26 protein-coding genes are annotated in these 24,331 nt (G+C 58.0%); 13 read left to right on the top strand and 13 right to left on the bottom strand.

What is annotated here, in order from left to right; all coding sequences use genetic code 11:
• Window positions 1-165: 165 nt before the first annotated feature.
• Window positions 166-2,250 carry a glycogen debranching protein GlgX gene (glgX, locus tag ACQZ5H_RS22075; protein ID WP_203431243.1) on the top strand — a complete coding sequence of 695 codons (2,085 nt, stop codon included), beginning with the start codon at window positions 166-168 and terminating at the stop codon, window positions 2,248-2,250.
• A gap of 126 nt (window positions 2,251-2,376) precedes the next feature.
• Window positions 2,377-2,793 carry a CBS domain-containing protein gene (locus ACQZ5H_RS22080; RefSeq protein ID WP_203431244.1) on the top strand — a complete coding sequence of 139 codons (417 nt, stop codon included), beginning with the start codon at window positions 2,377-2,379 and terminating at the stop codon, window positions 2,791-2,793.
• 142 nt (window positions 2,794-2,935) lie between these two features.
• Here ACQZ5H_RS22080 and ACQZ5H_RS22085 read toward each other — a convergent pair whose 3' ends face one another.
• Complete coding sequence (locus ACQZ5H_RS22085) at window positions 2,936-4,123, bottom strand: flavin-containing monooxygenase (RefSeq protein ID WP_112718974.1); 1,188 nt, start codon at window positions 4,121-4,123, stop codon at window positions 2,936-2,938.
• A gap of 136 nt (window positions 4,124-4,259) precedes the next feature.
• Between ACQZ5H_RS22085 and ACQZ5H_RS22090 the strand changes: the two genes are divergently transcribed.
• Window positions 4,260-5,300 (top strand): phosphatidylglycerol lysyltransferase domain-containing protein, encoded by a 1,041-nt coding sequence (locus ACQZ5H_RS22090; RefSeq protein WP_112718975.1) that lies wholly within the window; start codon window positions 4,260-4,262, stop codon window positions 5,298-5,300.
• Window positions 5,301-5,505: 205 nt separating this feature from the next.
• Here the strand turns inward: ACQZ5H_RS22090 and ACQZ5H_RS22095 are convergent, their stop codons facing one another.
• The 4 genes from ACQZ5H_RS22095 to ACQZ5H_RS22110 all read right to left on the bottom strand — a co-directional run bounded on the left by ACQZ5H_RS22095 (window position 5,506) and on the right by ACQZ5H_RS22110 (window position 8,213).
• Window positions 5,506-5,706: a response regulator transcription factor gene (locus ACQZ5H_RS22095; RefSeq protein WP_112718976.1), complete on the bottom strand. Its 201-nt coding sequence runs from the start codon at window positions 5,704-5,706 to the stop codon at window positions 5,506-5,508.
• A 107-nt stretch (window positions 5,707-5,813) separates the two neighbouring features.
• Entirely contained in the window at window positions 5,814-6,791 is a 978-nt protein-coding gene (locus ACQZ5H_RS22100) for a magnesium transporter CorA family protein (protein WP_199629725.1), read from the bottom strand.
• 240 nt (window positions 6,792-7,031) lie between these two features.
• Window positions 7,032-7,784 carry an exonuclease domain-containing protein gene (locus ACQZ5H_RS22105; RefSeq protein ID WP_203431245.1) on the bottom strand — a complete coding sequence of 251 codons (753 nt, stop codon included), beginning with the start codon at window positions 7,782-7,784 and terminating at the stop codon, window positions 7,032-7,034.
• Window positions 7,785-7,994: 210 nt separating this feature from the next.
• Window positions 7,995-8,213 carry a YMGG-like glycine zipper-containing protein gene (locus tag ACQZ5H_RS22110; protein ID WP_112719044.1) on the bottom strand — a complete coding sequence of 73 codons (219 nt, stop codon included), beginning with the start codon at window positions 8,211-8,213 and terminating at the stop codon, window positions 7,995-7,997.
• 456 nt (window positions 8,214-8,669) lie between these two features.
• Here ACQZ5H_RS22110 and ACQZ5H_RS22115 point away from each other — a divergent pair, with 456 nt between their 5' ends.
• Window positions 8,670-8,975 (top strand): ArsR/SmtB family transcription factor, encoded by a 306-nt coding sequence (locus ACQZ5H_RS22115; protein WP_203431246.1) that lies wholly within the window; start codon window positions 8,670-8,672, stop codon window positions 8,973-8,975.
• Window positions 8,976-9,025: 50 nt separating this feature from the next.
• Here the strand turns inward: ACQZ5H_RS22115 and ACQZ5H_RS22120 are convergent, their stop codons facing one another.
• Window positions 9,026-10,300 (bottom strand): cation:proton antiporter, encoded by a 1,275-nt coding sequence (locus ACQZ5H_RS22120; RefSeq protein WP_203431247.1) that lies wholly within the window; start codon window positions 10,298-10,300, stop codon window positions 9,026-9,028.
• 282 nt (window positions 10,301-10,582) lie between these two features.
• On the bottom strand, window positions 10,583-11,458 hold the full coding sequence (locus ACQZ5H_RS22125; RefSeq protein WP_203431248.1) for an alpha/beta fold hydrolase: 876 nt from the start codon (window positions 11,456-11,458) through the stop codon (window positions 10,583-10,585).
• 246 nt (window positions 11,459-11,704) lie between these two features.
• Here ACQZ5H_RS22125 and ACQZ5H_RS22130 point away from each other — a divergent pair, with 246 nt between their 5' ends.
• From ACQZ5H_RS22130 to ACQZ5H_RS22150, 5 genes are all read left to right on the top strand, one after another.
• Entirely contained in the window at window positions 11,705-12,580 is an 876-nt protein-coding gene (locus ACQZ5H_RS22130) for an SDR family oxidoreductase (RefSeq protein WP_246777766.1), read from the top strand.
• Window positions 12,581-13,617: 1,037 nt separating this feature from the next.
• The gene (locus ACQZ5H_RS22135) at window positions 13,618-13,794 is read left to right on the top strand and encodes a DUF3606 domain-containing protein (protein ID WP_203431250.1); all 177 of its coding nucleotides are present in this window, start codon (window positions 13,618-13,620) and stop codon (window positions 13,792-13,794) included.
• A 3-nt stretch (window positions 13,795-13,797) separates the two neighbouring features.
• On the top strand, window positions 13,798-14,598 hold the full coding sequence (xth, locus tag ACQZ5H_RS22140) for an exodeoxyribonuclease III (RefSeq protein WP_203431251.1): 801 nt from the start codon (window positions 13,798-13,800) through the stop codon (window positions 14,596-14,598).
• Window positions 14,595-14,813, top strand: coding sequence for a hypothetical protein (locus ACQZ5H_RS22145; protein ID WP_148194603.1), 219 nt, complete (start codon window positions 14,595-14,597; stop codon window positions 14,811-14,813). Before xth ends, ACQZ5H_RS22145 begins: the two co-directional genes overlap by 4 nt.
• A gap of 948 nt (window positions 14,814-15,761) precedes the next feature.
• Window positions 15,762-16,364 carry a J domain-containing protein gene (locus ACQZ5H_RS22150; RefSeq protein ID WP_148194602.1) on the top strand — a complete coding sequence of 201 codons (603 nt, stop codon included), beginning with the start codon at window positions 15,762-15,764 and terminating at the stop codon, window positions 16,362-16,364.
• On the opposite strand, the gene ACQZ5H_RS22155 is transcribed toward ACQZ5H_RS22150, so the two are convergent.
• On the bottom strand, window positions 16,361-17,062 hold the full coding sequence (locus ACQZ5H_RS22155) for a DUF72 domain-containing protein (protein ID WP_203431252.1): 702 nt from the start codon (window positions 17,060-17,062) through the stop codon (window positions 16,361-16,363). The two genes, ACQZ5H_RS22150 and ACQZ5H_RS22155, sit on opposite strands and share 4 nt — an antisense overlap.
• Window positions 17,063-17,199: 137 nt before the next feature.
• On the opposite strand from ACQZ5H_RS22155, the gene ACQZ5H_RS22160 reads away from it, so the two are divergent.
• Window positions 17,200-17,415 carry a DUF3072 domain-containing protein gene (locus ACQZ5H_RS22160; RefSeq protein ID WP_203431253.1) on the top strand — a complete coding sequence of 72 codons (216 nt, stop codon included), beginning with the start codon at window positions 17,200-17,202 and terminating at the stop codon, window positions 17,413-17,415.
• A gap of 244 nt (window positions 17,416-17,659) precedes the next feature.
• Here the strand turns inward: ACQZ5H_RS22160 and ACQZ5H_RS22165 are convergent, their stop codons facing one another.
• Window positions 17,660-17,839, bottom strand: a complete 180-nt coding sequence (locus ACQZ5H_RS22165; RefSeq protein WP_112719047.1) for a DUF3309 family protein — start codon at window positions 17,837-17,839, stop codon at window positions 17,660-17,662.
• 1,124 nt (window positions 17,840-18,963) lie between these two features.
• Here ACQZ5H_RS22165 and ACQZ5H_RS22170 point away from each other — a divergent pair.
• Window positions 18,964-19,254, top strand: a complete 291-nt coding sequence (locus tag ACQZ5H_RS22170) for a hypothetical protein (RefSeq protein WP_130279572.1) — start codon at window positions 18,964-18,966, stop codon at window positions 19,252-19,254.
• Between the two features lie 683 nt (window positions 19,255-19,937).
• Here ACQZ5H_RS22170 and ACQZ5H_RS22175 read toward each other — a convergent pair.
• The gene (locus ACQZ5H_RS22175; RefSeq protein WP_130279573.1) at window positions 19,938-20,360 is read right to left on the bottom strand and encodes a hypothetical protein; all 423 of its coding nucleotides are present in this window, start codon (window positions 20,358-20,360) and stop codon (window positions 19,938-19,940) included.
• Window positions 20,361-20,704: 344 nt separating this feature from the next.
• On the opposite strand from ACQZ5H_RS22175, the gene ACQZ5H_RS22180 reads away from it, so the two are divergent.
• Window positions 20,705-20,902 carry a hypothetical protein gene (locus ACQZ5H_RS22180; protein ID WP_112718990.1) on the top strand — a complete coding sequence of 66 codons (198 nt, stop codon included), beginning with the start codon at window positions 20,705-20,707 and terminating at the stop codon, window positions 20,900-20,902.
• A gap of 154 nt (window positions 20,903-21,056) precedes the next feature.
• On the opposite strand, the gene ACQZ5H_RS22185 is transcribed toward ACQZ5H_RS22180, so the two are convergent.
• The 3 genes from ACQZ5H_RS22185 to ACQZ5H_RS22195 all read right to left on the bottom strand — a co-directional run bounded on the left by ACQZ5H_RS22185 (window position 21,057) and on the right by ACQZ5H_RS22195 (window position 23,655).
• Entirely contained in the window at window positions 21,057-21,482 is a 426-nt protein-coding gene (locus ACQZ5H_RS22185) for a sulfocyanin-like copper-binding protein (protein WP_112718991.1), read from the bottom strand.
• 150 nt (window positions 21,483-21,632) lie between these two features.
• Entirely contained in the window at window positions 21,633-22,946 is a 1,314-nt protein-coding gene (locus tag ACQZ5H_RS22190; protein ID WP_449099012.1) for a sensor histidine kinase, read from the bottom strand.
• A 46-nt stretch (window positions 22,947-22,992) separates the two neighbouring features.
• Window positions 22,993-23,655 carry a response regulator transcription factor gene (locus ACQZ5H_RS22195; protein WP_203431255.1) on the bottom strand — a complete coding sequence of 221 codons (663 nt, stop codon included), beginning with the start codon at window positions 23,653-23,655 and terminating at the stop codon, window positions 22,993-22,995.
• A gap of 133 nt (window positions 23,656-23,788) precedes the next feature.
• On the opposite strand from ACQZ5H_RS22195, the gene ACQZ5H_RS22200 reads away from it, so the two are divergent.
• Window positions 23,789-24,289 carry a hypothetical protein gene (locus ACQZ5H_RS22200; protein WP_449099013.1) on the top strand — a complete coding sequence of 167 codons (501 nt, stop codon included), beginning with the start codon at window positions 23,789-23,791 and terminating at the stop codon, window positions 24,287-24,289.
• Window positions 24,290-24,331: the final 42 nt, after the last annotated feature.

Genomic DNA, 24,331 nt, shown 5'->3' on the forward strand with positions numbered 1-24,331 from the left:
GTCCACCTTGGACGAAGATCAGAACAGGCGCAGTTGGATCCTCGCTCCTCCGACCCAATCCGCTGATGGCCTGTTCGTGATGCAGCGTCGCGATAATTGCCGGACGGAACTGGAACCATTCACGTGCCTCCAAGTTTTCATCGCGCCATTGCTTTGGGGTTTGACATGACAGCTTCTCATAACAGTAAAGACGTGCTTGCCGGCGACTGGACGCGTCTTGGTGCAACCGTTGACAAGGACGGCGTGAATTTTTCGATTTTCAGCGCTCATGCAGAGCGCGTCGAGCTTTGCCTGTTTGACGAGAGCGGCAAGGTCGAGACCGACCGGATCACGCTTCCGGAGTTTACCAACGAAATCTGGCATGGCTATGTTCCTGGCCTCAAAGCCGGGTCGCTCTACGGGTACCGGGTTTACGGACCATATGATCCCGAAAACGGGCATCGCTTCAATCCAAACAAGTTGCTGGTCGATCCCTACGCTCGCGAACTCGTCGGGGACATCCGGTGGGGGCAGGAGCAATTTGCCTACCAGATGGACAGCGAGGACAAAGATCTGTCGTATGACGAGAGCGACAGCGCAGCAGCGATGCCGAAGTGCCGCGTCATCGACACTTCCGCCGCAGAGTGGAAGCATGCGAAACAGCCCCAGATCCCCTGGTCGAAAACGATATTTTATGAAACTCATGTGAAAGGCTTCACCAAGCTCCACCCCGCGGTTCCCGAAGAGCTGCGTGGGACTTACGAGGGCCTCGGACACAAGAAGATCGTCGAGTATATCCGCAGTCTGGGCGTCACGTCCGTCGAGCTTCTTCCGGTCCACTGGTTTCCAGACGATGCGCATCTTCTCGACAAGGGGCTAAGAAATTACTGGGGCTACAACTCACTCGGGTTTTTCGCCCTCGCCTCACGCTATTACGGCCCCCGCGGCATGGCCGGCTTTAGGGACATGATCCGTGCGTTTCATGATAACGGCATCGAGGTTATTCTGGATGTCGTCTACAACCACACCGCTGAAGGCAATGAACTTGGGCCAACGCTGTCGTTCAAAGGCATCGATAATTTCTCCTACTATCGGACGATGCCCGGAGAGCCTCGCTATTATATCAACGACACAGGCACGGGAAATACGGTCAATACGTCGCACCCTCGCGTCCTCCAGTTGATCACCGACAGCCTACGGTACTGGTCGGACGAAATGCACGTTGATGGCTTCCGCTTTGATTTAGGCACAATTCTCGGTCGCGAACCGGAAGGCTTCGACCAGCGCGGCGGCTTTTTCGACGCGGTAGGCCAGGACCCGGTACTGTCTAAGGCGAAGCTCATTGGTGAGCCATGGGATATCGGCCCAGGCGGATATCAGGTCGGCGGCTTCCCACCGGGCTGGGCCGAGTGGAACGACAAGTATCGTGACACAGTACGCGACTACTGGAAGGATACAGACGGCACGACGAGCGACTTCGCCGCACGCATGCTCGGCTCCGGGGACGTCTACGATCTTCGTGGTCGCAGGCCATGGGCTGGCGTCAACTTCCTGACAGCGCACGACGGCTTTACCTTGAACGACCTTGTATCGTACGCGCAGAAGCACAACGAGGACAACGGCGAAGACAATAATGACGGCCACAGCGACAATCGCAGCGACAACTACGGTGTCGAAGGTCCGACCGACGATGAAAACATCAATGTCATACGTGAGCGCCAAAAGCGCAACTTCCTCGCCACACTCTTCCTTTCCCACGGCACTCCAATGCTTCTTGCCGGAGACGAGTTTGGCCGCAGCCAGATGGGAAACAACAACGGCTACTGCCAGGACAGCGAGCTCAGCTGGATTCACTGGGATGATTTGCCCGATACCGCCAATCAGCTTCGCGAGTTCGTTACCAGGCTGATCAAACTCCGCAACGACAACCCGATCTTGCGGCGAGAAAGCTGGCGTGACGGCATGACAGTCGCCTGGCTGAATCCAGGCGGGGGTGAACAGACCGAAGAGCAATGGGCCGATGCCGGAAGCACGACAATCGGCTTGCGATTGGCGTGCGACAGCCAAGCGTGCGAGGGCTTGACGGACGTCATCATTCTGTTCAATCCCCATGATGGTGACATAGAGTTTTCTCTCCCAGATAGCCCTGGCGGCGGCTGGGCTGTCGAACTGGCGACTGACGAGCCCGATCGGAGCGACGAAGACATTGGGGATGCGCAAACCTACGTTCTCGCACCGCGCAGTCTGGTGGTGTTGTCGCCACGCGCCTAGTGCGCCGCGCGTTGCTCCGTAAGCCTGGATCGTGCATCCAGCAGTCCGCTGGGATGCGTATAATCGTTGGGTTTCGGAAAGGAACTTTGGCTTGGCATGGGACGTCCTCGACAAAAGGAGAAGGCGATGCAGGTAAAAGACGTGATGACACGGCAGGTGGTAACGGCCGCTCCCGCTTCGAGCATCAGGGAGGTCGCGAGGCTTATGTCGGAGATCGATTCCGGGGTTATTCCGGTCGTCGACGGAGAAGTGTTCGGTGTCGTGACGGACCGCGACATCGTCATTCGAGGCGTTGCCGAGGGGATCGGATATGATGAGGCGGTATCGTCGATCATGACCGAAGGCGTGGAAAGCTGCCTCGAAGGAGACAATCTGCGAGAGGCGGCGGATCGGATGTCCGAATTGCAAATGCGCCGGCTTCTGGTCTTCGATGATGACGGGAAAATCGTCGGCATTTTGTCTCTGGGCGACGTTGCGGGCATCAACGAAGAACTTGCCGGCGTTGCCCTGGAGGAGATCAGTGACGACGTTTCCGCTCGGTAGGTCAGGAGTGCGTGACGTCGGCTGGCGTCCTGCACCTTCCACACGGGCTGCCTGTTGATGCGTGGTCTGATAGGGGCAGCGCAGTTGCGCCCTGTCGTTGGCTCGACCGCCTCCAGAATGCCTGCTCGGACCTATGCAAAATTCAGTCCTCGGCCCATTCATCCAACCGGCTGACCGCTGTCCTTGGCCTTTGCGGCTCTGCAGCCACGGCTGCCGCAATCTTCCCAGCCTCTCGATCGACACTTCTGAAGTAGCTGACAAGGCCTGGCGTCATCCCCGAAAACCACAAACCCGGAACACTTGATGACACATTGTCGGAACCGAGGATTGGATTACCTTTGGCATCCAGTACGGAAAGATCGCCAAGAGTACATCCCAGTCGTGGGCCGTAGCCGGTCGCTGCGATGAGAATGTCTGGCTCGACAATGTCGCCGCCGGCCAGATAAACCGTGCCGCCAACTACGCGGTCGACCTCGCGGACGACCGCAATCCGGCCCGCCTTTATCGCGCCCATTGCTCCGTCGTCGACAGGGATGGCAATGTGATCGCATCTGAGCCGGGTCGCTGCTCCCCGACCGGGCTTCGGAAAGCCGAAACTTTGAATGTTTCCGAAAGCGAGCCGCTGAGTGAAACCGATCGCAAGGTCGGCAAACGCTGATGGCAACATGTCCATGAGCGGGGACAGTCGATGCACAGCGATACCCCTCAAGCGCTTGGGAAGAACCGCTGACCCCGATCTAACGGAGAGCCAAACTTCTTCAGTATCAACCCGGCAAAGATGGTTCAGGATGTCAAATCCTGAGTTTCCCCCTCCCACAACGAGGACGCGTTTTCCCGCATATTGCTTCACGTCGCCAAAGTCGCTCGCGTGGATGCGTTGGCCGGTGAAGGTTTCAACACCACGAATTTGTGGCCATCGTGGATCGTGGTCCCTCCCTGTTGCAATAACTACATGCTCGGCAAAGACAGGACCGGTGCTGGATGTGATCACGAAGCAAGAGCCGGCCTTGCTGATCCCAGTGACATCTACGTTAAAGCGTATTGGGAACGCATGGCGCTGCGCGAAACTCTCGAGATGGCGCACAACGTCATCTCGCCTCGGAAACGCTGGCGTTCCACTTTGATATTGCAGACCCGGCAAGTGTGACACGCTCCGGTGAGTATTGAGGGTCAACTGCTGGTGGCGCGCAGACCAGGAGGCGCCGATCTTGCCGCCTTTGTCCAAGATAAGACTTTTAATTCCCAACCTTTTAAGGTGATAGGCAACCGTCAGTCCTGCCAAGCCGGCACCGACGATAACGACTCGTTCTACATTCGCTTGCGCTTCCATCCGACAACCATGACTAAAACAGAATACGGGCGCAACGCCGCCCGCTGACGATTGTACGGTATCGGACGAAGGATGCTTTCGCGTTTGGTAACGACTCTAAACTGTGCGCAAGGTGCGTGACCACCAGGGGAACGCAATGCCGAACATCCGCAGGGTCTTCGATGATCTACTCGACCGACGCGTATCTCATATCCCGGACGTTCGATTTTCCGCGAGCCAGAAGCTGGAGCTCTGTCGTAGGCACGGTGACTTCGCCCTCGCCTACTCGACCGCCGTTCAGCGGGACCTGAAACACTTCGGGGACGACGAGGGATATGTCGCCTATGCGACCAAGATGGGCCACACGTTCGCCCTGGGCGATCCCGTTGCACCAAAGAGTGAGCACGAACGATATGTACGAGACTTTGTTCAAGCGGCCGGAAATCCTTGTTTCGTCCAAATCGGGCCGCAAACGGCGGGGGTTCTGTCAACGATGGGATATCGCGTCAATCACATGGGGATCGATACACATTTGACCTTCGATACCCACAGTTTCAGCGGCAAACGGAACGAAACGGTCCGCTATTCCGAGAGATGGCTGATCAAGCAAGGCTACACGATCGCCGAGTGTGACGGCACCAGGACCCAGGCCGACCAGATCAAGACCGTTTCGGAAAGCTGGCGTGCTGGGCGGATCGTCAGCCGGAGGGAAATGCGCTTCCTGAATCGACCCTTCTTTCCGGAACTATCACCGCATATGCGTCGCTTTGTGATCCTGAGCCCACAAGGCGATCCAGTTGCAATCCTCGATTTCGATCCGATGTTTGAAGACGGCGTGGTGACAGGCTACACGGCAGCTTTCAAGCGAAAGCTCGAGGGAACGACACCACATGCCGAGGTCGGGCTGACAAAATTTGCTGCTGACCGTTTCCGCGAAGAGGGACGCGCGCGCATTACCCTTGGCCTATCGCCGCTTGCAGCGATCGCCGCGAGCGGGTTTGCCGAGAGCCGCCTCTGGCGCACCTTGTTCGAGAAGGCCTTCCTGTCTGAAAAGGTCAACACTCATATATTCAACTTGCGTGGTCAGGCGGCGTTCAAGCGCCGGTTTCATGGGGAAGAAGTTCCCACCTACATTGCGTTCAAGAGGCCGACCCCGATAGAGATGATCGCGTTACTCCGCCTGCTCAAAACGCTTTAGTCGTGTCACTCCGCGATGAACATGTGCGATGAGCCGACCGCGACGTGCGATCCCAAGACCGAACCGGTTCAAACCGCTCATCGGATTATCTTCGAATGTCATCCCTGCAATGTCGAATCGAGGCTTATGCGCCTCCCCCTGAAGGTTCGGCGTTCAGTGCGCAACAAGCCAGCACTGCCCGGGTTCGCAAGCCAGCCCCGGCCAGTCAATGTATCACGCCAGTTCTGAACGCAGCAGCCACCAGCGCCGTGTCTTTGTAGACGCAGAACGTGTCCTTCAGTCGATCGATATGCGTGCGCACGGTGTAGACCGATATCCCCAGGATGTCTGCAATTTCCTGGGCGCTCTTGCCATCGCACATCAATGTCAGCACTTCTCGCTCACGCGGGGACAGATGGTATTCCATAAGATCGATATGGTGACTCTTTCGCGCGGTTCACCCTCTGGTCAAAGCTTTTTTGCGAAACAGCAGGCCGTGAGAACATTCCCATGACAGACCACCCTCGGTCGGCATCAAAACCACCCTCTCCGCCAGAACCATAATAGCGGCAGTATGGCACTCAAGGCGATGACCGCCCAGGCAAATGGGTAACCCCAAGTCCAGCCAAGTTCAGGCATGAACTTGAAGTTCATCCCCCATATGCCAGCCATCAGGGTGGGCGGGACGCCCACCACCGATGCGATGGTCAATACCTTGAATATGTCGTTCTGCTCGATGGTGATGAAGCCAAGAACGGCGTCGAGCAGAAACTGTGTCTTGTCAGAAAGGTGGGTCTCATAGTCACTCAAAGAAGCGACGTCTTTGGTAACGGCGTGGAGCTGGTCACGGAATTCGTCCGACAGCATGTCATGACACACATCGAGTGTGAACGACGCCATCCTCCCGACACCGAGGAGAACATCTCTTGCTTTCGATGATCGGTCGCCCAGCCTGCCAACTTTCGAAAGCGCCAGGCGCAAGGTGAAATTGGCGTTTCGAGAGGACGTAGATCCCCTAAGGTTGCCTTTGAAGACCGAACGGGACACGTGGTCGACTGCAGTGGCCAGATGCTCAAGGGCATCTGCACCACGATCGACCATCGCCTCAAGCAGCGCGACAAAAACTCCCATTCCACTGGACAGGCTTTCATCATGTTTTATGCGATCGGCCACCGCGTCGAAAGCGGGCAAGGCTTCGAAGCGTACGGTCACGAGAAAGTCAGGACCGACGATAAACCCAGCTGGCGACAGTTCAGCATGCTCGATGCTGGCGTGGGCAACGACAGGCGCGCTGAGATAGAGCCGGTTACCTTGTTTGGAGAGCCTGCTGGACGCCTCGATTTCGCTCAGCGCTTCCTTTGTCGGAACACGCACCTTCGCCCGATGTTGGACAAACGCTATTTCCTTTTCGTCGGGATCGATCAGGTCCATCCAGATTACCCGACCAGGCAATGTGTCTTGAGGTTGGCCAGCCCTGACAGTTCCGTCAATGTCACGATAGATTTTTAGCACTCTCGGTTCCTCAAAATTCCAGCATATCGTGATATGACACGCATCCCTTTTGCGGCCAGGTGCCATATCGTCGCTCGTGGGTGCTTTGCCCGGTCGTCTCGGTGACCCGTTGCCGAATGTTCGACCGGATGCCTCACCGTTCCTCTCCCCTCAACTTGAAGTCCAGGAGATCATAGCAAGCGCATAATTCCTCTGTCTGGACGGGTCCCGCCATGCGGCCCGTGGCGACCGAAACGAGTGCTAAAGCAGGCGTGGCTGGATGGGCGGCTCTTTTACCGTGGAGGATTTGTCTTCCCTCCGGGCCAATTCCATTTCGGCAGTAAACCGGATGTCGGCGTCTCGATCCTTGAGGAATCCCTGAAGGAGTTGCAAATCGACTTGGCTCCAAGCCTTGCCGCGTTCGGATCCTGCGGGGACGCGGGGCAACAGGCCCGGTTGAGCGCTCCATGCCAGCAACTGCTCGAGTGAAGCTTCATTCAGCATGTCACGCAGATGATGAGCTGTCACATATGCATCTGGCATCGCGCGGTGGGCGGGCAGACCGATCTCGTGCACAAGCCCAACCGGCATGCGCTGGTAACGCAGCATCTGGTTCGAGAACCGCGGCAGATGCGGCCATAGCCTCAGGGCGCACTTCCATGTGCAGATCCACGGCGCCCCTGCGCAAAGCCGGGGCGTGCAATAGCGTCGTTCGAAGGCGGCGCGATGTGCAGCAAGTGCCGCGACTGGTTGCCGCGGCTGAAGGACGGAAGCTGCGGCCTGCTTCCACAGAGGCGCGCCGATCACGTCTCGGTCGAGGATGTGATGGATCGCCATTGTTTCCGGCGATATGGGACGACCTGGGTCAACCAGGAACGAGCCGCGTTCGGCATCCAGCCCCCAGCGTCCGTCTGGCGCCTGGACGACGTCCTGCCAGCCGATCTCGCATACATCGTTGGGGCCGTTTCCCGCGGTCTCCAGGTCAATGACCCGAACTCTCGCTGCCTCGGCCACCTGCTCACCTCTCGCAATTTCCGACGCGTCGACATTAGTCCTGCCCACCCTGCTCGCGATCCAGCAGCTAGGCGGCTCCAGAGTGGCTTCAGCTTTTGACCTGCGAATCTAGCGGTCCTGGTTTTCTGCGCAGTTGTTCGGGAACCAATTTCTCGCGAGCGAGCAACGGTCCCCGTACAAGCTGGAGCGGATACCGAACGACCCGACGGCCTAGCGGCACCGCGCCTCGTACTTGCGGCCATACTGATCACGATAGATGCAATAGCCTCTATGTTCGGTCGAACGGCCGATCAAAGCGCCTGCGACGCCACCGGCAACTGCACCAACCGCGGCTCCTCCCCAGCTATTCGTGACGGCTCCGCCGATGACGGCACCCGTTCCCGCGCCAATTGCGGTCCCCTTCTCGGTGGCTGTGCAAGCCGTCAACATCGGCAAGGTCGCGGTGAAAGCCAAAACAAGTGATAGGTTTTTGAACATGACGAGTTTCCTTGGTTGTCCGCAGCCCCACGACGCGAGGCGTTTGGTCTCCCTCAAACCGCACCAGTCAGGTTTTGTTCCGTCCGCGTCGTCGCATCGGACCAAGGTCCGACCTCTGCCTACCGCAGGCATTGTTTCGATGCGCGCCTTCGCAGAGATCGATTCGATCATGAGTGAAGTCGCCGCAACGGGTTTGTCTCGACGTCAACGCACCCGCGCGCGCCAATTAAGGGCGAAACGCCGATGTCGGTATTCTTGGAGATCTCGCCAAACACCCTGCGCCATTTGATTCTAGCTTATCGTGCGGCACGAAAAACATAGCGTTGTTAGAATATTTAATTGCATTGCCTGAGAGCCGATCTACACTGGCGGCGCCACGCATCGTGACCAGCATTCTCGGATCCCTCGATGACCTTAGAACCGGACGACGCCCTTGAGGACAAAGCCGCCTTGCTGTCCGCGATTGCTAACGAAAATCGCTTGAAGATACTGCTCGTTCTGGCCCACAAGGAGATATCGGTCGGTGACCTGATGCTTCATGTGGACCTCTCACAGTCGGCGCTCTCACAGCACCTGTCCAAACTGCGCGCGGACAAGCTGGTAAAAACGAGGCGGAGCGCTCAAACGGTCTTTTACCGGACCGACGACCAACGGATCCTCAGTTTGCTGCGAGCCCTCGACGAGATCTTTGGATCCCGCCCGCCGGGCGCGTAGATTTCCGGTGATCGGGGTTGCGCCCAGCTGGCAGCCCGGCAAACAGGTAATCAATCGGTCGCGCCAGGCGTTGGCGCCGGCTTCATCTTGTGGACGCCGCGTCGCCGGTCGATCCACCGCATCACCGGCGTCACCGCAATGCCGTGCAGCACAATTGACGCAAGGATAATGACGAGAACTGTTGCCCATATTGTCTCTATTCCTTCGAACTGCACTTTCCCGGATGCGTAGGCGAGATAGTAGATCGATCCTAATCCACGGATGCCGAACACTGAAACAATCGCCTTCTCCGCAACGGAATGCCGGCAGCCCATCAGGCTGATCCAACCCGCCAGCGGTCGCACAAGCGAAAGGGTCACAACAGCGACCACTGCCACTCGCCAATCCACCTTTTGCAGAAGCGATCCTTCAGCGACGATTGATCCGAAGCAGACGAGCAGCACCATCATCAGCATTCGCTCTATTTGTTCGCCGAAATCGTGAAGCTCGCCATGAAAGCTGCTGTGTCGTTCGACACTGCGCAACGCCAGCGCAGCAACAAACACCGCCACGAACCCATATCCATGGACGAGTTCGGCGATCGCATAGGCCACGCAGGTGAAACCGAGCGCTGCAAGCCCGTCGCCAGTTCGTGCGATCCGGCTTCGTTCCGGAACCTTAAAGGTGAGGTATCCAAGCGCGCGGCCGACAATCCATCCCGTTCCGGCGCCCACGGCGAGCTTCCAGACAACGTCGACAGCCAGCCAGGGCAAGACCCAGTCCGAATGACCGGCCGTGCTGCCGGCGATTGCCATCGCCGCCATTACAAAAGGAAAGCTCAGCCCGTCATTCAGGCCGGCCTCCGACGTCAACGCGAAACGGATGTCGTCTTCCTCACCTGTCTGCGGCGGCCCCACCTGAACATCTGCTGCAAGAACAGGATCGGTGGGTGCGAGTGCTGCACCGAGTAAAAGAGCAGACGCTGCTCCAAGACCGAGGACGCTCCACCCAAGAAGCGCGATCGCGGCAATCGAGATAGGCATGGCGATCCCCAGCAATCTCCAGGTGATCATCCATCGTGCCCAACCGAGCGGCCGGTCGATCTTCAGGCCAGCCCCCATCAAGGCAACGACGACCACGAACTCCGTCAAGTGCTCGGCCCATTTTACATTCTCCAGCGGGTTGAACTGCGGCAGAGGCGTGAATGGAGACCAGGCGAGTGCCATTCCGATGGCAATGCAGCAGATGGGCAAAGAAAGAGGGACCCGCCTCAGCGCCATGGGCAGCCAGGCGGTCAACAAAACCACGGCGCCGAAGATCAGGAGCGTAACGACGTAGGTGTTCACTCCGGTCATCTCTCCCACGCGGGTATGATGGCGGATCCAGCCGCGACGTGCTTGTCTGCATCCCGGGCTGCATCGAAGACCTTTGCGAGCTCCAACGACAGCTTTTGATGCGCTGCGTCCCTACACTGGCTCATGAAGCGGCGCTTGATCTTCCCCTCAGGTCGCCGGGCGCTCGGGCTGCCACTGCGCGGTTCGAGATCGGCGTCGGAAGTTTTGAACATGAACATGGTCCCTTCGGCCAACAAGATAAACGTCGACTGCAGCCTACCTGTTCCTAGGGCCCTATTGCTCAAGGAATATGGCAAGTTCTCGCGCTACGGTTTGCGGATCCTCGCGTTGCGGAAAATGTCCGACATTCTGAAGAATGATCCTTTCAAAGGGGCCCGAGAACTTTTCGTGCAAGTGTTCGGAGAGCTCAGGCGGATTGACGCCATCTTCCAGCCCCTGGAAGTAGACCGTCGGCAGCGAGAGCGACTGTGTCTGCCTGACGCGGTCTTCAAGCCATGCGCTTTGCGGATCGGGCTCGGCTTCCCCCCAACGAACCCTATAGCTGTGCAGCGTGACAGCGACCCAGTCCGGATTATCGAAGGACTTCGATACCGAGGCAAAAGTTGCCTCGTCAAACCAGCCGTCAGGCCCCCAGTTTTCCCACTGGATGCGGGCAAAGCCATGCGGATCGTCATGGATCGCCTCAGCTCCGCGCTTCGTCGCCATGAACCAATGGTACCAGTATCGCTCGGCCTGCCGAAATGAAGGGGTCTTCAAACCGCCCATGCGCGGCAGCGACGAAAGCAGCGCCATCCGGTCGACGCGCTCGGGCCAGCCAATGGCGAGGGCTTCGGCGATGTTTGAGCCCCAGTCGTGGCCAACGACGGAAAACCGCTCAATGCCCAGGCCGTCCATGAGGGCTATGGCGTCCATCGCAAGGGCGCCACCGTTCGCGCTGCGCAATGCACTGTCGTTGCGAAATACGGTCGGACCGAACCCCCGCAAGTATGGCGCAATCAGTCGAAGATCCCGGTTCCCCAGCAGCGACGTGACAGACGACCATGTGGAAGCGTCGTCGGGCCATCCGTGAAGAAGGAGAACCGGCTGGCCATGACGCACTCCAGTTTCGTCGAAGACTATTCGCAGGCTGTCCGTTTCAAGGTGCGGCATGATGGTACTCCGGTTCAAGGACGCAACACCATAAGAGCACTCTTGGTTCCGAAGCAGGGAACCTCGCAGCGTTACCTAAGTTGGTGGGCGACCGAAGCCGCGAACGCTGAAAGAGCTGTCATCACACCCAAACACTCCGTCCCCATGACCCGGCGATCGGTGATTGCTGCGGCAAGCGTAACGCTCGCAGCCTCGGCTTTCCAAGGCTTCGCCTGGTCGGCCTCGAACACGCAGGAGAATGCACAGATGGACGATCCTACAACAAAGTACCCGAAACCGCCATTCCAGAAGCAGAGTCAGCCATTTCCAGGCCTTGCCGGCAGGATGGTGCCCAAGCCCGATCACGGGGAGGCTTCCTATAAGGGTTCTGGCCGTCTTGCGGGACGCAGGGCGCTGATCACCGGGGGCGATTCCGGCATGGGTCGCGCGGCAGCCATCGCTTACGCCCGCGAAGGCGCTGATGTCGCCATCAACTATCTTCCGGATGAGGAGCCCGATGCACGGGAGGTGATCGCGCTGATCCAGAAGGAAGGCCGTAGAGGCATATCGCTTCCCGGCGACCTGCGGGATGCGGCCTTCTGTGAAAAACTGGTAGAAGATGCGGTGGGTGCACTCGGCGGCCTCGAGATACTGGTCAACAATGCCGGCCGCCAACAGCAAGCAAAGTCGATCGAAGAGATCACCTACGAGGCGTTCGACGCGACTATGAAAACCAATATCTACGCAACCTTCCTCCTGACAAGTGCAGCGCTCAAGCACATGCAGCCAGGTTCCGTGATTATCCAGACAACCTCGGAGCAAGCATATGATCCTTCAGAGAACCTCGTCGACTACGCCATGACCAAGGCCGCGATGATGAATTTCACCAAATCGATGGCCAAGCAGCTCGGCCCCAAAGGCATCCGCGTCAATGGTGTCGCGCCCGGCCCAATCTGGACTCCGCTGCAGGTCAGCGGGGGCGCCACGATGGAAAAGCTGGAAAAGTTCGGAGGCGACACACCGATGGGGCGCCCGGGACAGCCGGCAGAACTGGCGTCCATCTACGTTCAGCTCGCAGATCCTGAGGCCAGTTACGCCACCGGACAAATTTATGGCGCAGCAGGCGGCGGCGGGCAACCGTAAGAGAGCGGCTTAACGCCGATGCGGACCAACAGACACGCCATCCAAGCGCTCCATTGTACGGCAGCAGCGATGTCGATGCGAGAAATCTCATGATGGCGAACAATCGATGACGGGCATCGGCTCGAACATGAAACTCGGAGAATGTGTCGTCGTGCTGATCACAGTCCCGCTGGGAAATGCCGCGAGTGGACTTGGCGTATTGGGCTTGCGAGGGTTGGTATCCGGTGGCGAAAAAGATCTCGGCAGGTGAGCCATCTAAGGAAGAGGTTTTGGCCATCCGAGCGACAAGGCGCAGCAGCCGGCACCGTTCCTGCCATACGCCCATCGCAACGTCCCGCATTCACGCGTGATCGGTCCGTCTCTAAACTGCGCGAGATAAGCAAGCGGTTAGCCGACAGAGTGCGTCGAGGAGGCCGTGGAACGGGAGCAGGATCGCCGGGGCAGTCACGGGCCTGCCCGAAGAACGCTCGCAAGCCGCGACAGCTCGTCTGCCTCGGCTCGCTCGATGCCGATCATATGGTTACCGGCATCGCTTGATCGGATCCAGCTCGCCCACTTTCACTTGAAGCGCCGCTATACCGCGGTTCTGCGAGTGCTGTATGATGAGCAGGATAAAAGGGTGACGAGGCTTCCGATCATGTTGGACAACATGCACCATTCCTTCGGCAGGCCGCCAATCCATCCACCAACTGACCAGACCGTCACAGCGCCTAATGCCCCCGCCAAGACCAATCGATGTCCCGTCAGCCAGGCGACGGGTTGCGAAATAATGAGGAAAAGGCTTCGCGTTTGCATGCGTCAGAAATGGCCTACCCGGCAAATCGGTTCCACGGCCGGGGGTTGCTTGCAGCCGGAGCCTTAGTATCCTGCATCCGCATCTGCAGCAACAACTGACGCGATGGCTGTGTCTGTCCCGCCCCAGGTTGTTCGACGATGATGGCTGCTCCATCCTTCAAACCATCATGCTCCCGGCCCATGGAACTTACTGATTCTTTGATCGTTTCTGCATACCGAGGCAATAAATCTGGAGACTGTCCATGGCAACCACTTCGAGGGGACGTGCTCAGGACCGAGAAAGAGTAGCGGGCGGTCAGGATTACGAGGTTCGATATGAAGCAAAGAAGCAGGGCGTTTCTGCAGACGCGGTTAAGAAGGCCATCAAGAGCGCTGGAAACTGTCGCAAGAACGTGGAAGCAGACATCAGTCGCCGCTGAGCCGTGAAGATCGCGACGTATAATGTCAACGGCGTCAACGGCCGGCTGGAAGTCCTCCTACGGTGGCTGCAGGAGGCGGATCCCGATATCGTTTGCCTGCAAGAGCTCAAGGCGCCGCAGGATAAGTTTCCCGTCAAAGCCATCGAGGCAGCTGGCTATGGCGCCGTCTGGCATGGCCAAAAGTCCTGGAACGGTGTGGCGATCCTTGCCAAAGGACAGCACCCGCATCTTACGAGGAGAGGGCTTCCAGGGGAGCCGGCTGACGAACACAGCCGGTATATCGAGGCCATCGTCGACGGAATGGTGATCGGGGGTCTCTATCTTCCCAACGGCAACCCCTATCCAGGACCGAAATTCGACTACAAGCTACGTTGGTTCAAGCGTTTGCAGGACTATGCCAGGGAACTGCCGGAGCTGGATGTTCCAGTCGTGCTTGCCGGCGATTATAACGTCATGCCAACGGAGTTGGATGTCTATAAGCCGGAGCGCTGGACGAATGACGCGTTGTTCAGGATCGAAGTGCGGCAGGCCTATGAGGATCTTGTTGATCAGGGCTGGACAGATGCCCTGCGCCATCTCTACCCGGGCGAGCGCATCTATACATTCTGGGACTACTTCCGAAACGCTTTTGCCCGTGATGCGGGTCTTCGGATCGACCACGTCCTCCTGAGCCCTGGGGCGGCGGACCGTCTGTCGGCGGCGCAAGTCGATAGAGACGTGCGCGGTTGGGACCACACAAGCGATCACGCGCCCGTATGGATCGAGCTCAGCGACAAGATCGTAAAGAAGAGGAGGAAATCATGACCGAGACATGGAGAGCGCGGTTGCGCGACCGGCTGGAAGATTTTGTCGACACCTTCGTGGTTGCCGGAGCGAGGCATGAGGATGTCTTGCGGGCGATCGTCGAAGAGGTCGATGAGCTGCGGATGGCGCTTGATCGTGACCCCGACCCTGCGGAAGATGGCAGTGCGGTGGTCGAGGAACCTGCAAACGACTGGCCGTCCGCTGACAAGAATTGAACCGTGGCGGCCAGCTGTCGACCGCGCAAAGCCTCGGCTGCGGTGCAGCAGTGGGTCCAACGGTCGCATCGACGTGTTACCATATCGCCAATCCTGACGGCACTTGTTCGACAGGAGAGCTGGGCCTTCATCACCGTCGCGCCTCCTGGCGCGCGCATTTGATATGTCGTTGCGTCTGCGTCTCCTCAGCCGATGGTCTGCGCGCTTGATAGGCATGGTTAGGCGATGGGATGTTTCAAGCATTCGGCAGGCGCGGCAAGCAGCCGATTGAACCTGACGAAATCTCCATGGTTCATGGCCTCATCAAAGATTACTGCGGCAAAAGAGCATTGGAGACCGAGTGCCGGGAGGCTCTGGAAGCAGGGAATGGGACACCGGTCAGCACAGACTGCGCCCGCTGCTCAGCGAGAACGACAAGAATTGCTCCGAGCGTTGCTGAGGATGGCCTACAGTTCAAAGGGCGAGATCTCTTCGGAGGGCCGGTCCGCTACAACCTACCGGTTGGTGAACTACGTCTTTCGGATGAATTGCCCTACAGCTTAGAGCTGTTACTTTATGTCAGCTGGGGTAGTAGAGTAAGATGATCGAGACCCCTGCATGTCAAAGGCTCGTCGTACCGGAATGCGACGAGCCTTTTCTTTTATCCATTCTCCGGCCGAGCCCGCCGTCTTTCAGTGTCCATAGCACAATGATCCACGACGAGAGGACGCCAGGGATGTGAAGAGAGCTCGAACCTGGTCCTTCACCCGAACAGACCGGTGCAATCTCGTTTGCGTTCAAGAACGTCACCGCCGGCCGCGAGAGCGGAGGTCAAAGGGGGAGACGAGGTCGTAACTGCCGGCCGAACCGCCGTCACACTATGCCTTGAGGGCTCGCGAGGTTGCCGTCAGGATACGATGATCGATCGCACGCTTGCCCTGCACAAAGTGTTCGCCATATAGCAGTCCAATGAGCGATAATAAGATCTTCGTTGGCATCCGGCCAACACGCAGTGGACGGCGCAGCGCAACTCAGGAGCAGACTGGCCCTAAGTGTCAGTGGGAAGGGTGCGAAAGCGCCGGCACTCACCGCGCACCGGTTGGGGGCGCCGCCGATGGGCTCTACCTGATGTTTTGCGCTGGACACTCGAGACAGTACAGCAAGGGCTACGACTACTCGCCAGGCAAATCAGACCCCGTCGTCGCGAGATATCAGCTCGACGCCGCCGCTGGCAGAATTCCGGCGCGTGGCGTCAGAACAAATCACCAGGCTTTGGAGACGCCACTGCCCTCGTCGATACCCTCGGGTTCGGCAAAGTCACTGAAAGCGCGCGGAAAAGCCGTCCAGCCGACCGGCACTATTTCGTTGCGAAAGCTGAGGCCACTTGAAGCCCAGGCCTTTGACACGCTCGCGCTCCCGCGTGATGCCACCGCAGACGACATAAGACGTCGATATAAAGAGCGGCTTAAACTCGACCATCCGGACGCCAATAGCGGGGATCGGCAGTCGGAGGATCGCCTTAGGGCCACGATCAATGCCTATAGAATCCTCAAAGGCAGCGGCTTCTGTTAGGATGGCTCGCGGAGCTGGCGCATCGTCATTGCGTTTTCGATTGCAGCGCCCGAAGCTGTATTGTCGAAAACGCACCAGCTGTCCGACGCCAGCAGATCGCAGAATGAACGGATTTCCTCCTTGCTGTAGCTTGAACAGTAAATTTTTGGCGTGCCATGCAGACGAATGTATCTTGGTCGCCTGTCAAAATCGTTTGCTGGCCAGACCGGCGCAGGATCTGCAAGAACACGGTCCATCGCATATGTCTTTAATAGATCCAATGCCTCGCTGCACGAAAAGCTCGCGTGTCGTGCCTCAACAACAACCGGTCCATCATCGGCGTCGCGCATTATCCTGAAGGCCGGTGCGAGCACCTCAGCATTAAAGGCAAGCGACGGCGGCAGCTGGCAAAGAAGAGGTCCGCGCTTTTTGTCCAATGGTGCGATATCGCCAAGGAACGTCTGGAACGGCGCAGCGATGTCTCTCATCGCTCGCTCGTGAGTGACCTCCTTCGGAAGCTTTACCGAGAACAGGAATGCATCCGGTACTGCGTCGACCCATCGCGCGAAGGTGGACGGCCGGTGTCGGCGGTAGAAGGTCGAATTGATCTCTACGCCGTCGAAGATGGAAGCATATCGTGTCAGGGCGCTTCCTTCTTCAGCGAACCGATCGGCGTTTTTCTTTGGAATGGACCAGCCTGCCGTAGCGATGGTCGGCAAATCGATGTCCTCGCAGCTGACAATCATCAAGGCGAAACGGAGCAGACCTGGGCCTGGTTCCACGCCAACCAACATAGATTGGAACCACCGCGCTTCCGGAACGTTTGGGGAACGACTTCAGTTTTCAGGAGATCGGCATGCGTGAAAATTCAAAACCGGACAGTTCGTCGAACACACAGAAGGACCCGGACGACTGGGTGAGTGGCGACGAGCCAATGACCGGGGCGCAAAGCTCCTACCTCAAGACCTTGTCGGAGCAGGCCCACCGCTCTGACGCCTTCTCGGAAGACCTGACAAAAGCAAAGGCCTCCAAGCGGATCGAGGACCTACGCCGCTCACTCGACCTGGAATGACGAAGGGGCGCGCCGGCGCACAAGGTGCTTTCGACGCGGCTGACTTGCGTCGGGTGCAAACGGCATTGGCAACGATCGACTATCGTGCTCTGGAGGTCTCGCCGCCGTAGCCGTCATGACATCGAAGTTCAACGCGATCGCCATCGGCCGGGTCTCATTAGGGCCATGCGCGCCGCCTCTGCTCGATCGAATTGTCCAAGGCATGGGGCGGGTGGCGACCTCTGCCGCCACCCAACCTGGCAGATCACACTGGCGGGGCAGCGCCTCCATGCAGCGCACCAAGCAGCCAAAGTACCAACAGGATGACAACGACAAGGCCAAGCACGCCCCCCAAGCCGCGCCCGCCATATCTGCCATGGGCGTAGTAGCCGCCGCCGCCGCCGAGGAGGAGTATAAGAACAATGATGATTATGAGTGTTGTCATATGAGCATCCTTCGTCATTGATAGTTTTGCCATTACGGCACTGCAATCAGTTAGTTAGGGCCCAGAGTCCTTATGTCTAGGTTGCCTCCAACTTGATGCGCGAGCGAATCGGGCTCGCCTTACAAAGCCGTTCTGATAGGAGTGGCAGCTGACCCTCAAGCCTCTTGATCGCGGTGGCACCGACGTTATTTTGTCTTCACAATGGATCATTTACGCTACCAAATCTCGAAGAACCCGTTTGATCGGAATTATTCCGTCATCGACATATTTACGGGATGGCCGGCAGAGTTTCATGGCGTCACGCTCGACTGCTTGGACGGACCAGAAGCCGACCGGATGGTCGACGTCCTCAACTTGCAGGACTTTGACCGCCGGGGGCAGTTGCGGCCATTGCGGTAGTGCCTAGCCCACCTGCCGCTTTCAGACTGCGTCGCAACACCCCGGCAGCGAGTGACGGCATACCGGGGCGCTGCTTGACGGGCTAGACCGACAGAATGCTCACCACCTTCATTCGTGTCATTCTTCGCTTACGGCGCTTGCAGGAACATTCGCGCCGATCGGTCGGATTGCCTCTTCGCATCCCACGCGTCCTCTACCGAGACCACACATCGGAAACGATCCGTCATGTCACGACGTCCGCCTTCCATCCCGTCGCAGGTCGACGTTGATGTGGGCGCGCGTTTGCAAAGCCGGAGAAGAATGCTGAAAATATCTCAGCCGCTCTGCCTGAGAAGCTGGCCATTGTGTTTCAGGACGTGCAACAATACGAACTAGGTCGGACCGGATTGGGTTGGCCGATTGCAGCAGTTGCGGGCATACCCGGGACCACTCCGGTAGTGCCTTTCGGTGAAGAAATATCCACACTGACGATCACGACGCTGCACTTCTTGCAGTCAAAGACCCGCCGCCTCCCCAAGAGGCAGGCCCGCTGAATAAGCATTCGTCATGATCACAAAGCCTGTTCGAATTGATCAAGACCCTCGCCGGCGAGGCTTGAGCAGCAGAACCGACATTGTGGGGTGCCTCCTTAAGTACGGCGGGCTTTTCGTAATTGCAATTTTCGTTTAAACGTCTGACCGAATTTAAGTGTCTTACCAGCTTGGAGCGCGGATCGTCCCTGTAACATGGTGGAAGAAAGCACAGAATCTCCGTTGAGCGAAACCTGTCTCCAGATACTGCGCGAGCTGGAGGAGGATCTGCCGATCTCATCAGAGGATGAATGGTTCGAAATTCGCGCCCTGCTTCACGACTTGTACAGCCATGGCGTCCGAGGCCATGCGCGTCTCAAGCGTCTGCTGTTTTCGTCCGTCATCAACCGCCGCCTTGCCCCGCAGCCCCGAAATCCGGTTCGAGCATCTTATCACTCCTGGGGCAACGGCAAGCTCAATCGCCTGATCGAGCGCAACAGTCGGTGAATTGCCCATCGTCAGGATTGGCGCCTCGGCTCAAGCAATCATCGACCGCGATACGCCTCCGCCGGGAGTTGCAACTGCATCGGCCGATCGTCAACAAAATTGTGGTACACACCATGCGGGACGGTGTCGTGAGCTTCGTGCGCACGGTTTGCCGGTGTCCGTCGCGAAAGGACGCGCCTGTTGGGCGAGCGGCGCCCGCCTCGATGGACGAGCTCCGCGCAATTGTCGAGGCTTCTTTGCGGTGTTCTATATCCCCGCAAGAGCTCGCGCCGAGGCCTCAGCGACGTCAACCCCGGCCGACAAGACTGCAGAACTTGGAAATCTTAGAAAGACGTCGGACCTAAGTCCGATTGTTGCGTGTCGCTACTGCGTTAGCTCTGCGCTATGAAAAAACGAACGGCGCTGCTCAGCTTGGCAATTTTTGTCCTGCTCGGAGTGGTCTTCTTCAGCATGTCTGAGCTCCTTGATATCGTCAGCTTGGGGCCAAGCGCCAATAGTGTGGTCAGTGGGACGCGTTGAAGACACCGCTGGAGCAGCTGACACCTAAAGCGTACAACCAAGGCGTGAGGAAGGTCGTGATCGATGAGCGTAGTCGCCGCGAGTTTCTAAAGATATTGAGAGGTCGACGGTCCCGCGACAGCCGAACTGCACGCCACATGCCACCCCGGCCTGTCAAGGCACGGTCAGCGCTCCGACGACGAGGCACGAATGGGTTCTGGGCTCGTTAATTTTGTGATAGCCTCAACTCTCGCGTCGACGATTTTCAGCGAGCGGAACACGTTTCGGAGCACCGTCTCGATCTCACGCAAAAGATTGGCGACCTGGCGCGGTTGTTCCATGGTCTTCTTCATCGACCCTTCCACCAAGGCCACTCCAATGCCGATCAACTCTTTCAAGTCGTTGCCGCGAAATGTCGAGCGCTTCAGCGCATGTTGATCCGCCTCTAAGACAAGCTCTGCTGCTTCGTGAACTGTCTTCCAGGCACGTGCGACCGCTGCCTTGACCTTCGCGCTGCCAGCATTGTCGTGCACCGCTGTATATGCCGCAGCCGTTGGCTCCAGTGCTGCATTTGCTGCGGCCAGAATTTCGTCATAGCTGACTGACACATCAATCCCCTGGGCACTAAGGCAGACGATCTTTAGTTGCATGGCGGCAGAAGAAAGTCGAGATATAAGTAGCGAGGTGACGAGGGTTTCACGCGGCAAAGACCGCCGCTTGCACCGCGCCGCAATGACCGAGCAAGTTGCGACGCAAAAGGACGATTGAAGACCTAATATCATCGAGGCTGCCGGGCAGTGCCCGGCCTCCTGCGAAAGCCGGACGTTGAGATCGGCTGATGCACGTCTGCTGGCCGCGCTCTACCGCTTTCGGATGAGTTGACTAACACCTTGCTCCTCCTACTTCCGAAGGATCGCGCGCACGCCTGAGCGGGCGCAGCGAGGGAGACGTCATGATTTTTGCAAAAGCGACCGAAATCTATCGTCGAGGCGGACGAGAAGATCTCATCAATGCCATCGAGGCGTTCTCCATTGCGACGAAAGCACAAATTCTTGCCGACATCGGATTTGCAGCACCAGCGACAATCGAACCTGATGGCCCACAGGAAGAAGCAGCCGATCCGTCTTGCGACGAGATCCACTGCTTCTAGACCAGATGCTCAAAGACCCAAACGGCTTACGATTGCGTGACAAGTTGGCGAGAAGCCTTCTTCTCTCCGCAAGTGTTATGCGCAAGGATGCCGCAGAGTGACGCATCATGCCCCGAATAAAATGTCTGGCGGCGCCACGCCGCCCGACGGCGGCTTATTTGACTGCAGTCAGCGTGGCATGCATGCCCGCTTCGTAATGCCCCTTGATGTTGCAGAGCAAGAGATAGGAACCTGGAGCGAGCTTGGCCTTCAGTGTGCCGTCGGCCCCAGGCTTGAGGTCGGACACTTCGCCTAGGCTCTTGAGTTGCTTCTCATCCACGCGATGCTTGCCCTTGACGACGGAGACCTGCTGGTCGGCACTCTTGAGCTTGACCAGAACCATTTCATGTTCCTCGGTCATCGCATCATTGTGGACCTTGAACAGCACGTCGCCTGCCTTCACGGTCGGCTGGTCGACGGTCAGGGTCATTGGTCCGCCGCCCTCTCCGCCTTCTGTCACCGTCACCGTTGTTGCGGCAAGCGCTGGCGTCGCGAGACACAGCGTTAAAAGCGTAGCAAAAATGCTCTTGTTTTGCAGCATGCGTTCAGGTCTCCTGGATTGAACAAAACCAGAGGCACATAGGGGCGAAATCTGACAGTTACCTGAAATCAAGAAATAACAGAAATATTCGCGTCATCGTCCAGGCGCGAGTCAACGACAGTATTCCTGCGGCACAGAGCGTCTGGCTGATCAGCGCATGGCGACCGGAAGCCTGATCGTCACCACCAGGCCATGGCTTTGTCGCACGGCCAGTTCGACCGAACCGCCGTACATTTCAGCCAGCTCTGCCGCGATAGTAAGCCCGAACCCATCGCCTGGCTTCGTCTCATCCAGCCGGCGTCCGGGAGAAAGGACGTCACCGATAAAGGCTTCCTCGATGCCCGGGCCGTCATCCGCGATGACGACGGCGACATTGTCCTGCTCGATTGTGGTTGAGATTTGAACCTCCGAAGCGGCCCATTTGAAGGCGTTATCGATGATGCCTGCCAGTATCTCGTCTGCATCCTCCGGAGAACAGTTCAGAAAGGTTCCACTCGAAACGCTATTCCTGATGACGATCTTGCGGTCCGCGTAGATCCTCGACATCATTTCCAGAATATCGTCGATCCTTGGAGCCAGCTCGATCGAAAAGTAATGACCTGCATCGGCAAAGCTGGACCGTGTCCTACCGAGGTGATGTCGGATGTTCCGGTCAATGCGCGCCACGAGCGCCCTCGACGCTCCGCTTGGATCGTTATCATCATTGAGAGCAAGACCAAGGCCTGCCACTGGTGTTTTCAGCCCATGGGCCAGGTTGGCAAACTGAAGCCTGGTCTGGGCCAGACGAAGTCTGTTGGCTTCGACCAGATGGTTGATTTCCTCCACTATTGGAAAAAGCTCGGCAGCTTGTGCTGGCGGCAGGGCGGATCGCTGCGCCGTCGCGATCTCAGCGATTTGACCGGAAAGCCTGCGAAGCGGAGAAAGTCCAAAGCGCACCTGAAGAACACTTCCGATGATCAAGCAGGCACCCAGTATCAGCATGGCGGGAACCAGAAAGACCAATGCCCTCTTCGAGGGCACGCTCAACGCAGATGAGGGGGCAGAGGCGACAATCTCCATACCGGTTCCGCCGACAAAAGTCCTCGCGACCCGGAAGTGCAGATCCCCGCCGCGGCCGTCACCTCCGTCGGCTGCTTGTGAGGTGCCTGTCAGCAACCGACGCCAGTCAAACGGCGACGGTGGGCTTTCGATCGTTTCGCTGCCAAGAGAACGCGACGACAGCCTTTGGCCCTTTGCCTCGACCTGCCAGTACCAACCGGAACCTTGCCGGTCGAAAGGAGGGGCATCCACAGATCCTCGCAAGCCGACACCGCCATCAGCGCCGATAACGATTGCATTGCGTATGGTCTCGATCTGAAGGTCCAGGCGTTGATCGACCTGCTCTCTGACAACGCCGGCAATGACGAACCAAAGTACAAGCGACGTGACAATCACCGCCAGCGAGGCGTAGGCGACCGAGAACATATAAGCCGGCCCGCCAGTGTCGACTGGTTTCGCATAGCGTCCCGAATCAAATCCCTTTCGTCAGCCTGTAGCCGCGCCCCCGCTCCGTCTCGATCCGGTCCGCCCCGATCTTGCGCCGCAGCCGTGCAACAATGACTTCGATCGAATTGGAATCGACATCGGCGTCGCCTTCATAGACCCTCTCGAGCAGCTCGCGCTTGTCGATGATGGTTTCCTTGCGCAGCATAAGACAGGAAAGCACGCGCCATTCAAAGGCTGTCAGCTTGAGAGGAAGTCCCGACTGCTCGAACGTCCCGAGCTGTGCATCGTAGGATATGTCGCCACATTGCACGATCGAAGCTGCGTGTCCTGCCGCGCGTCGGACCAGAGCCCGCAAGCGAAGAACAAGCTCTTCGAAGCGGAAGGGTTTCGTCAAGAAGTCGTCGGCCCCTGCCTTGAATGCCGCAACCTTGTCTGGCCATCCTTCACGCGCCGTCAGGACCATGACCGGAAAGTTACGTCCCTGGCTTCGCCACGATTTAAGAACCGTGACCCCGTCACTCTTTGGCAGACCGAGGTCGAGCACCACAACGTCATAGATTTCCGTCAAACCGGCATGCTCACCGTCCTCACCGTTTCGGGCGATATCAACCACAAAATTCTCCGCACGCAAACTGGCTGCAATGCGGGCCGAAAGATCGACGTCGTCTTCCACCAAAAGAATGCGCATGTTTAATCCACATCATCCTATGCTCCATCCGAAATAGGGCGTTTTCGCTTAACTCAAACTGAACATGGGCGTTCAGGCTCTGTCGGGCGGTCAGGACTATAGTCGGCACGTCAAAACAACCTGGAGACCGAACATGTCGAATGACCCAGCGACCCACGAAGCGGCGCATCTGGAACGACCACAACGCGGACGGAGAGGAGCAGCACACGTAGCCGCGTTTGGCATCGCAGCCTTTGCCGTGCTCGCCATAGGAGCGGTTGGCGGAGCGGCAGCAATGAAATTCACCCGCCCAAACGTCGATCTCGCACCTTTGACACCGACATCGATCTCCAGCTTGAAAGATGATTGGAGCACCGTCACGGTCAAAGGGACGGTAGCAGAAATTTACGGCAACAAGTTCATCGTTCAGGACGAGACAGGTCGCGCGCTCATCGAGACGGGGCCTGCCGGTGAGAGCGGAAGCATTGTCGCCATCAGCGAGCCTGTCAGCGTCCAGGGCCGCTTCGAACATGGCTTCCTGCACGCTAGCTACGTCGTCCATCAGAATGGGAGAACCGACGCACTTCGTCCCCCGCCTGGTCCCCCGCCTCATGGCGGGCCAATCGGCGAAGCGCTGCGTGAGTTGCGCCGTTGAAGGGCGGACTATGACCTGACGCGCGCCGATGAAACCAAACTC

The organism is Rhizobium sp. 21-4511-3d (assembly GCF_053522545.1).

Excerpts from the sequence above, each read along its gene's own strand:
- glgX (WP_203431243.1), top strand. The coding sequence starts at position 166 with ATGACAGCTTCTCATAACAGTAAAGACGTGCTTGCCGGCGACTGGACG.
- ACQZ5H_RS22080 (WP_203431244.1), top strand. The coding sequence starts at position 2,377 with ATGCAGGTAAAAGACGTGATGACACGGCAGGTGGTAACGGCCGCTCCC.
- ACQZ5H_RS22085 (WP_112718974.1), bottom strand. The coding sequence starts at position 4,123 with ATGGAAGCGCAAGCGAATGTAGAACGAGTCGTTATCGTCGGTGCCGGC.
- ACQZ5H_RS22090 (WP_112718975.1), top strand. The coding sequence starts at position 4,260 with ATGCCGAACATCCGCAGGGTCTTCGATGATCTACTCGACCGACGCGTA.
- ACQZ5H_RS22095 (WP_112718976.1), bottom strand. The coding sequence starts at position 5,706 with ATGGAATACCATCTGTCCCCGCGTGAGCGAGAAGTGCTGACATTGATG.
- ACQZ5H_RS22110 (WP_112719044.1), bottom strand. The coding sequence starts at position 8,213 with ATGTTGACGGCTTGCACAGCCACCGAGAAGGGGACCGCAATTGGCGCG.
- ACQZ5H_RS22115 (WP_203431246.1), top strand. The coding sequence starts at position 8,670 with ATGACCTTAGAACCGGACGACGCCCTTGAGGACAAAGCCGCCTTGCTG.
- ACQZ5H_RS22125 (WP_203431248.1), bottom strand. The coding sequence starts at position 11,458 with ATGCCGCACCTTGAAACGGACAGCCTGCGAATAGTCTTCGACGAAACT.
- ACQZ5H_RS22130 (WP_246777766.1), top strand. The coding sequence starts at position 11,705 with ATGGACGATCCTACAACAAAGTACCCGAAACCGCCATTCCAGAAGCAG.
- ACQZ5H_RS22135 (WP_203431250.1), top strand. The coding sequence starts at position 13,618 with ATGGCAACCACTTCGAGGGGACGTGCTCAGGACCGAGAAAGAGTAGCG.
- ACQZ5H_RS22145 (WP_148194603.1), top strand. The coding sequence starts at position 14,595 with ATGACCGAGACATGGAGAGCGCGGTTGCGCGACCGGCTGGAAGATTTT.
- ACQZ5H_RS22150 (WP_148194602.1), top strand. The coding sequence starts at position 15,762 with ATGAGCGATAATAAGATCTTCGTTGGCATCCGGCCAACACGCAGTGGA.
- ACQZ5H_RS22160 (WP_203431253.1), top strand. The coding sequence starts at position 17,200 with ATGCGTGAAAATTCAAAACCGGACAGTTCGTCGAACACACAGAAGGAC.
- ACQZ5H_RS22165 (WP_112719047.1), bottom strand. The coding sequence starts at position 17,839 with ATGACAACACTCATAATCATCATTGTTCTTATACTCCTCCTCGGCGGC.
- ACQZ5H_RS22170 (WP_130279572.1), top strand. The coding sequence starts at position 18,964 with ATGGTGGAAGAAAGCACAGAATCTCCGTTGAGCGAAACCTGTCTCCAG.
- ACQZ5H_RS22180 (WP_112718990.1), top strand. The coding sequence starts at position 20,705 with ATGATTTTTGCAAAAGCGACCGAAATCTATCGTCGAGGCGGACGAGAA.
- ACQZ5H_RS22185 (WP_112718991.1), bottom strand. The coding sequence starts at position 21,482 with ATGCTGCAAAACAAGAGCATTTTTGCTACGCTTTTAACGCTGTGTCTC.
- ACQZ5H_RS22190 (WP_449099012.1), bottom strand. The coding sequence starts at position 22,946 with ATGTTCTCGGTCGCCTACGCCTCGCTGGCGGTGATTGTCACGTCGCTT.
- ACQZ5H_RS22195 (WP_203431255.1), bottom strand. The coding sequence starts at position 23,655 with ATGCGCATTCTTTTGGTGGAAGACGACGTCGATCTTTCGGCCCGCATT.
- ACQZ5H_RS22200 (WP_449099013.1), top strand. The coding sequence starts at position 23,789 with ATGTCGAATGACCCAGCGACCCACGAAGCGGCGCATCTGGAACGACCA.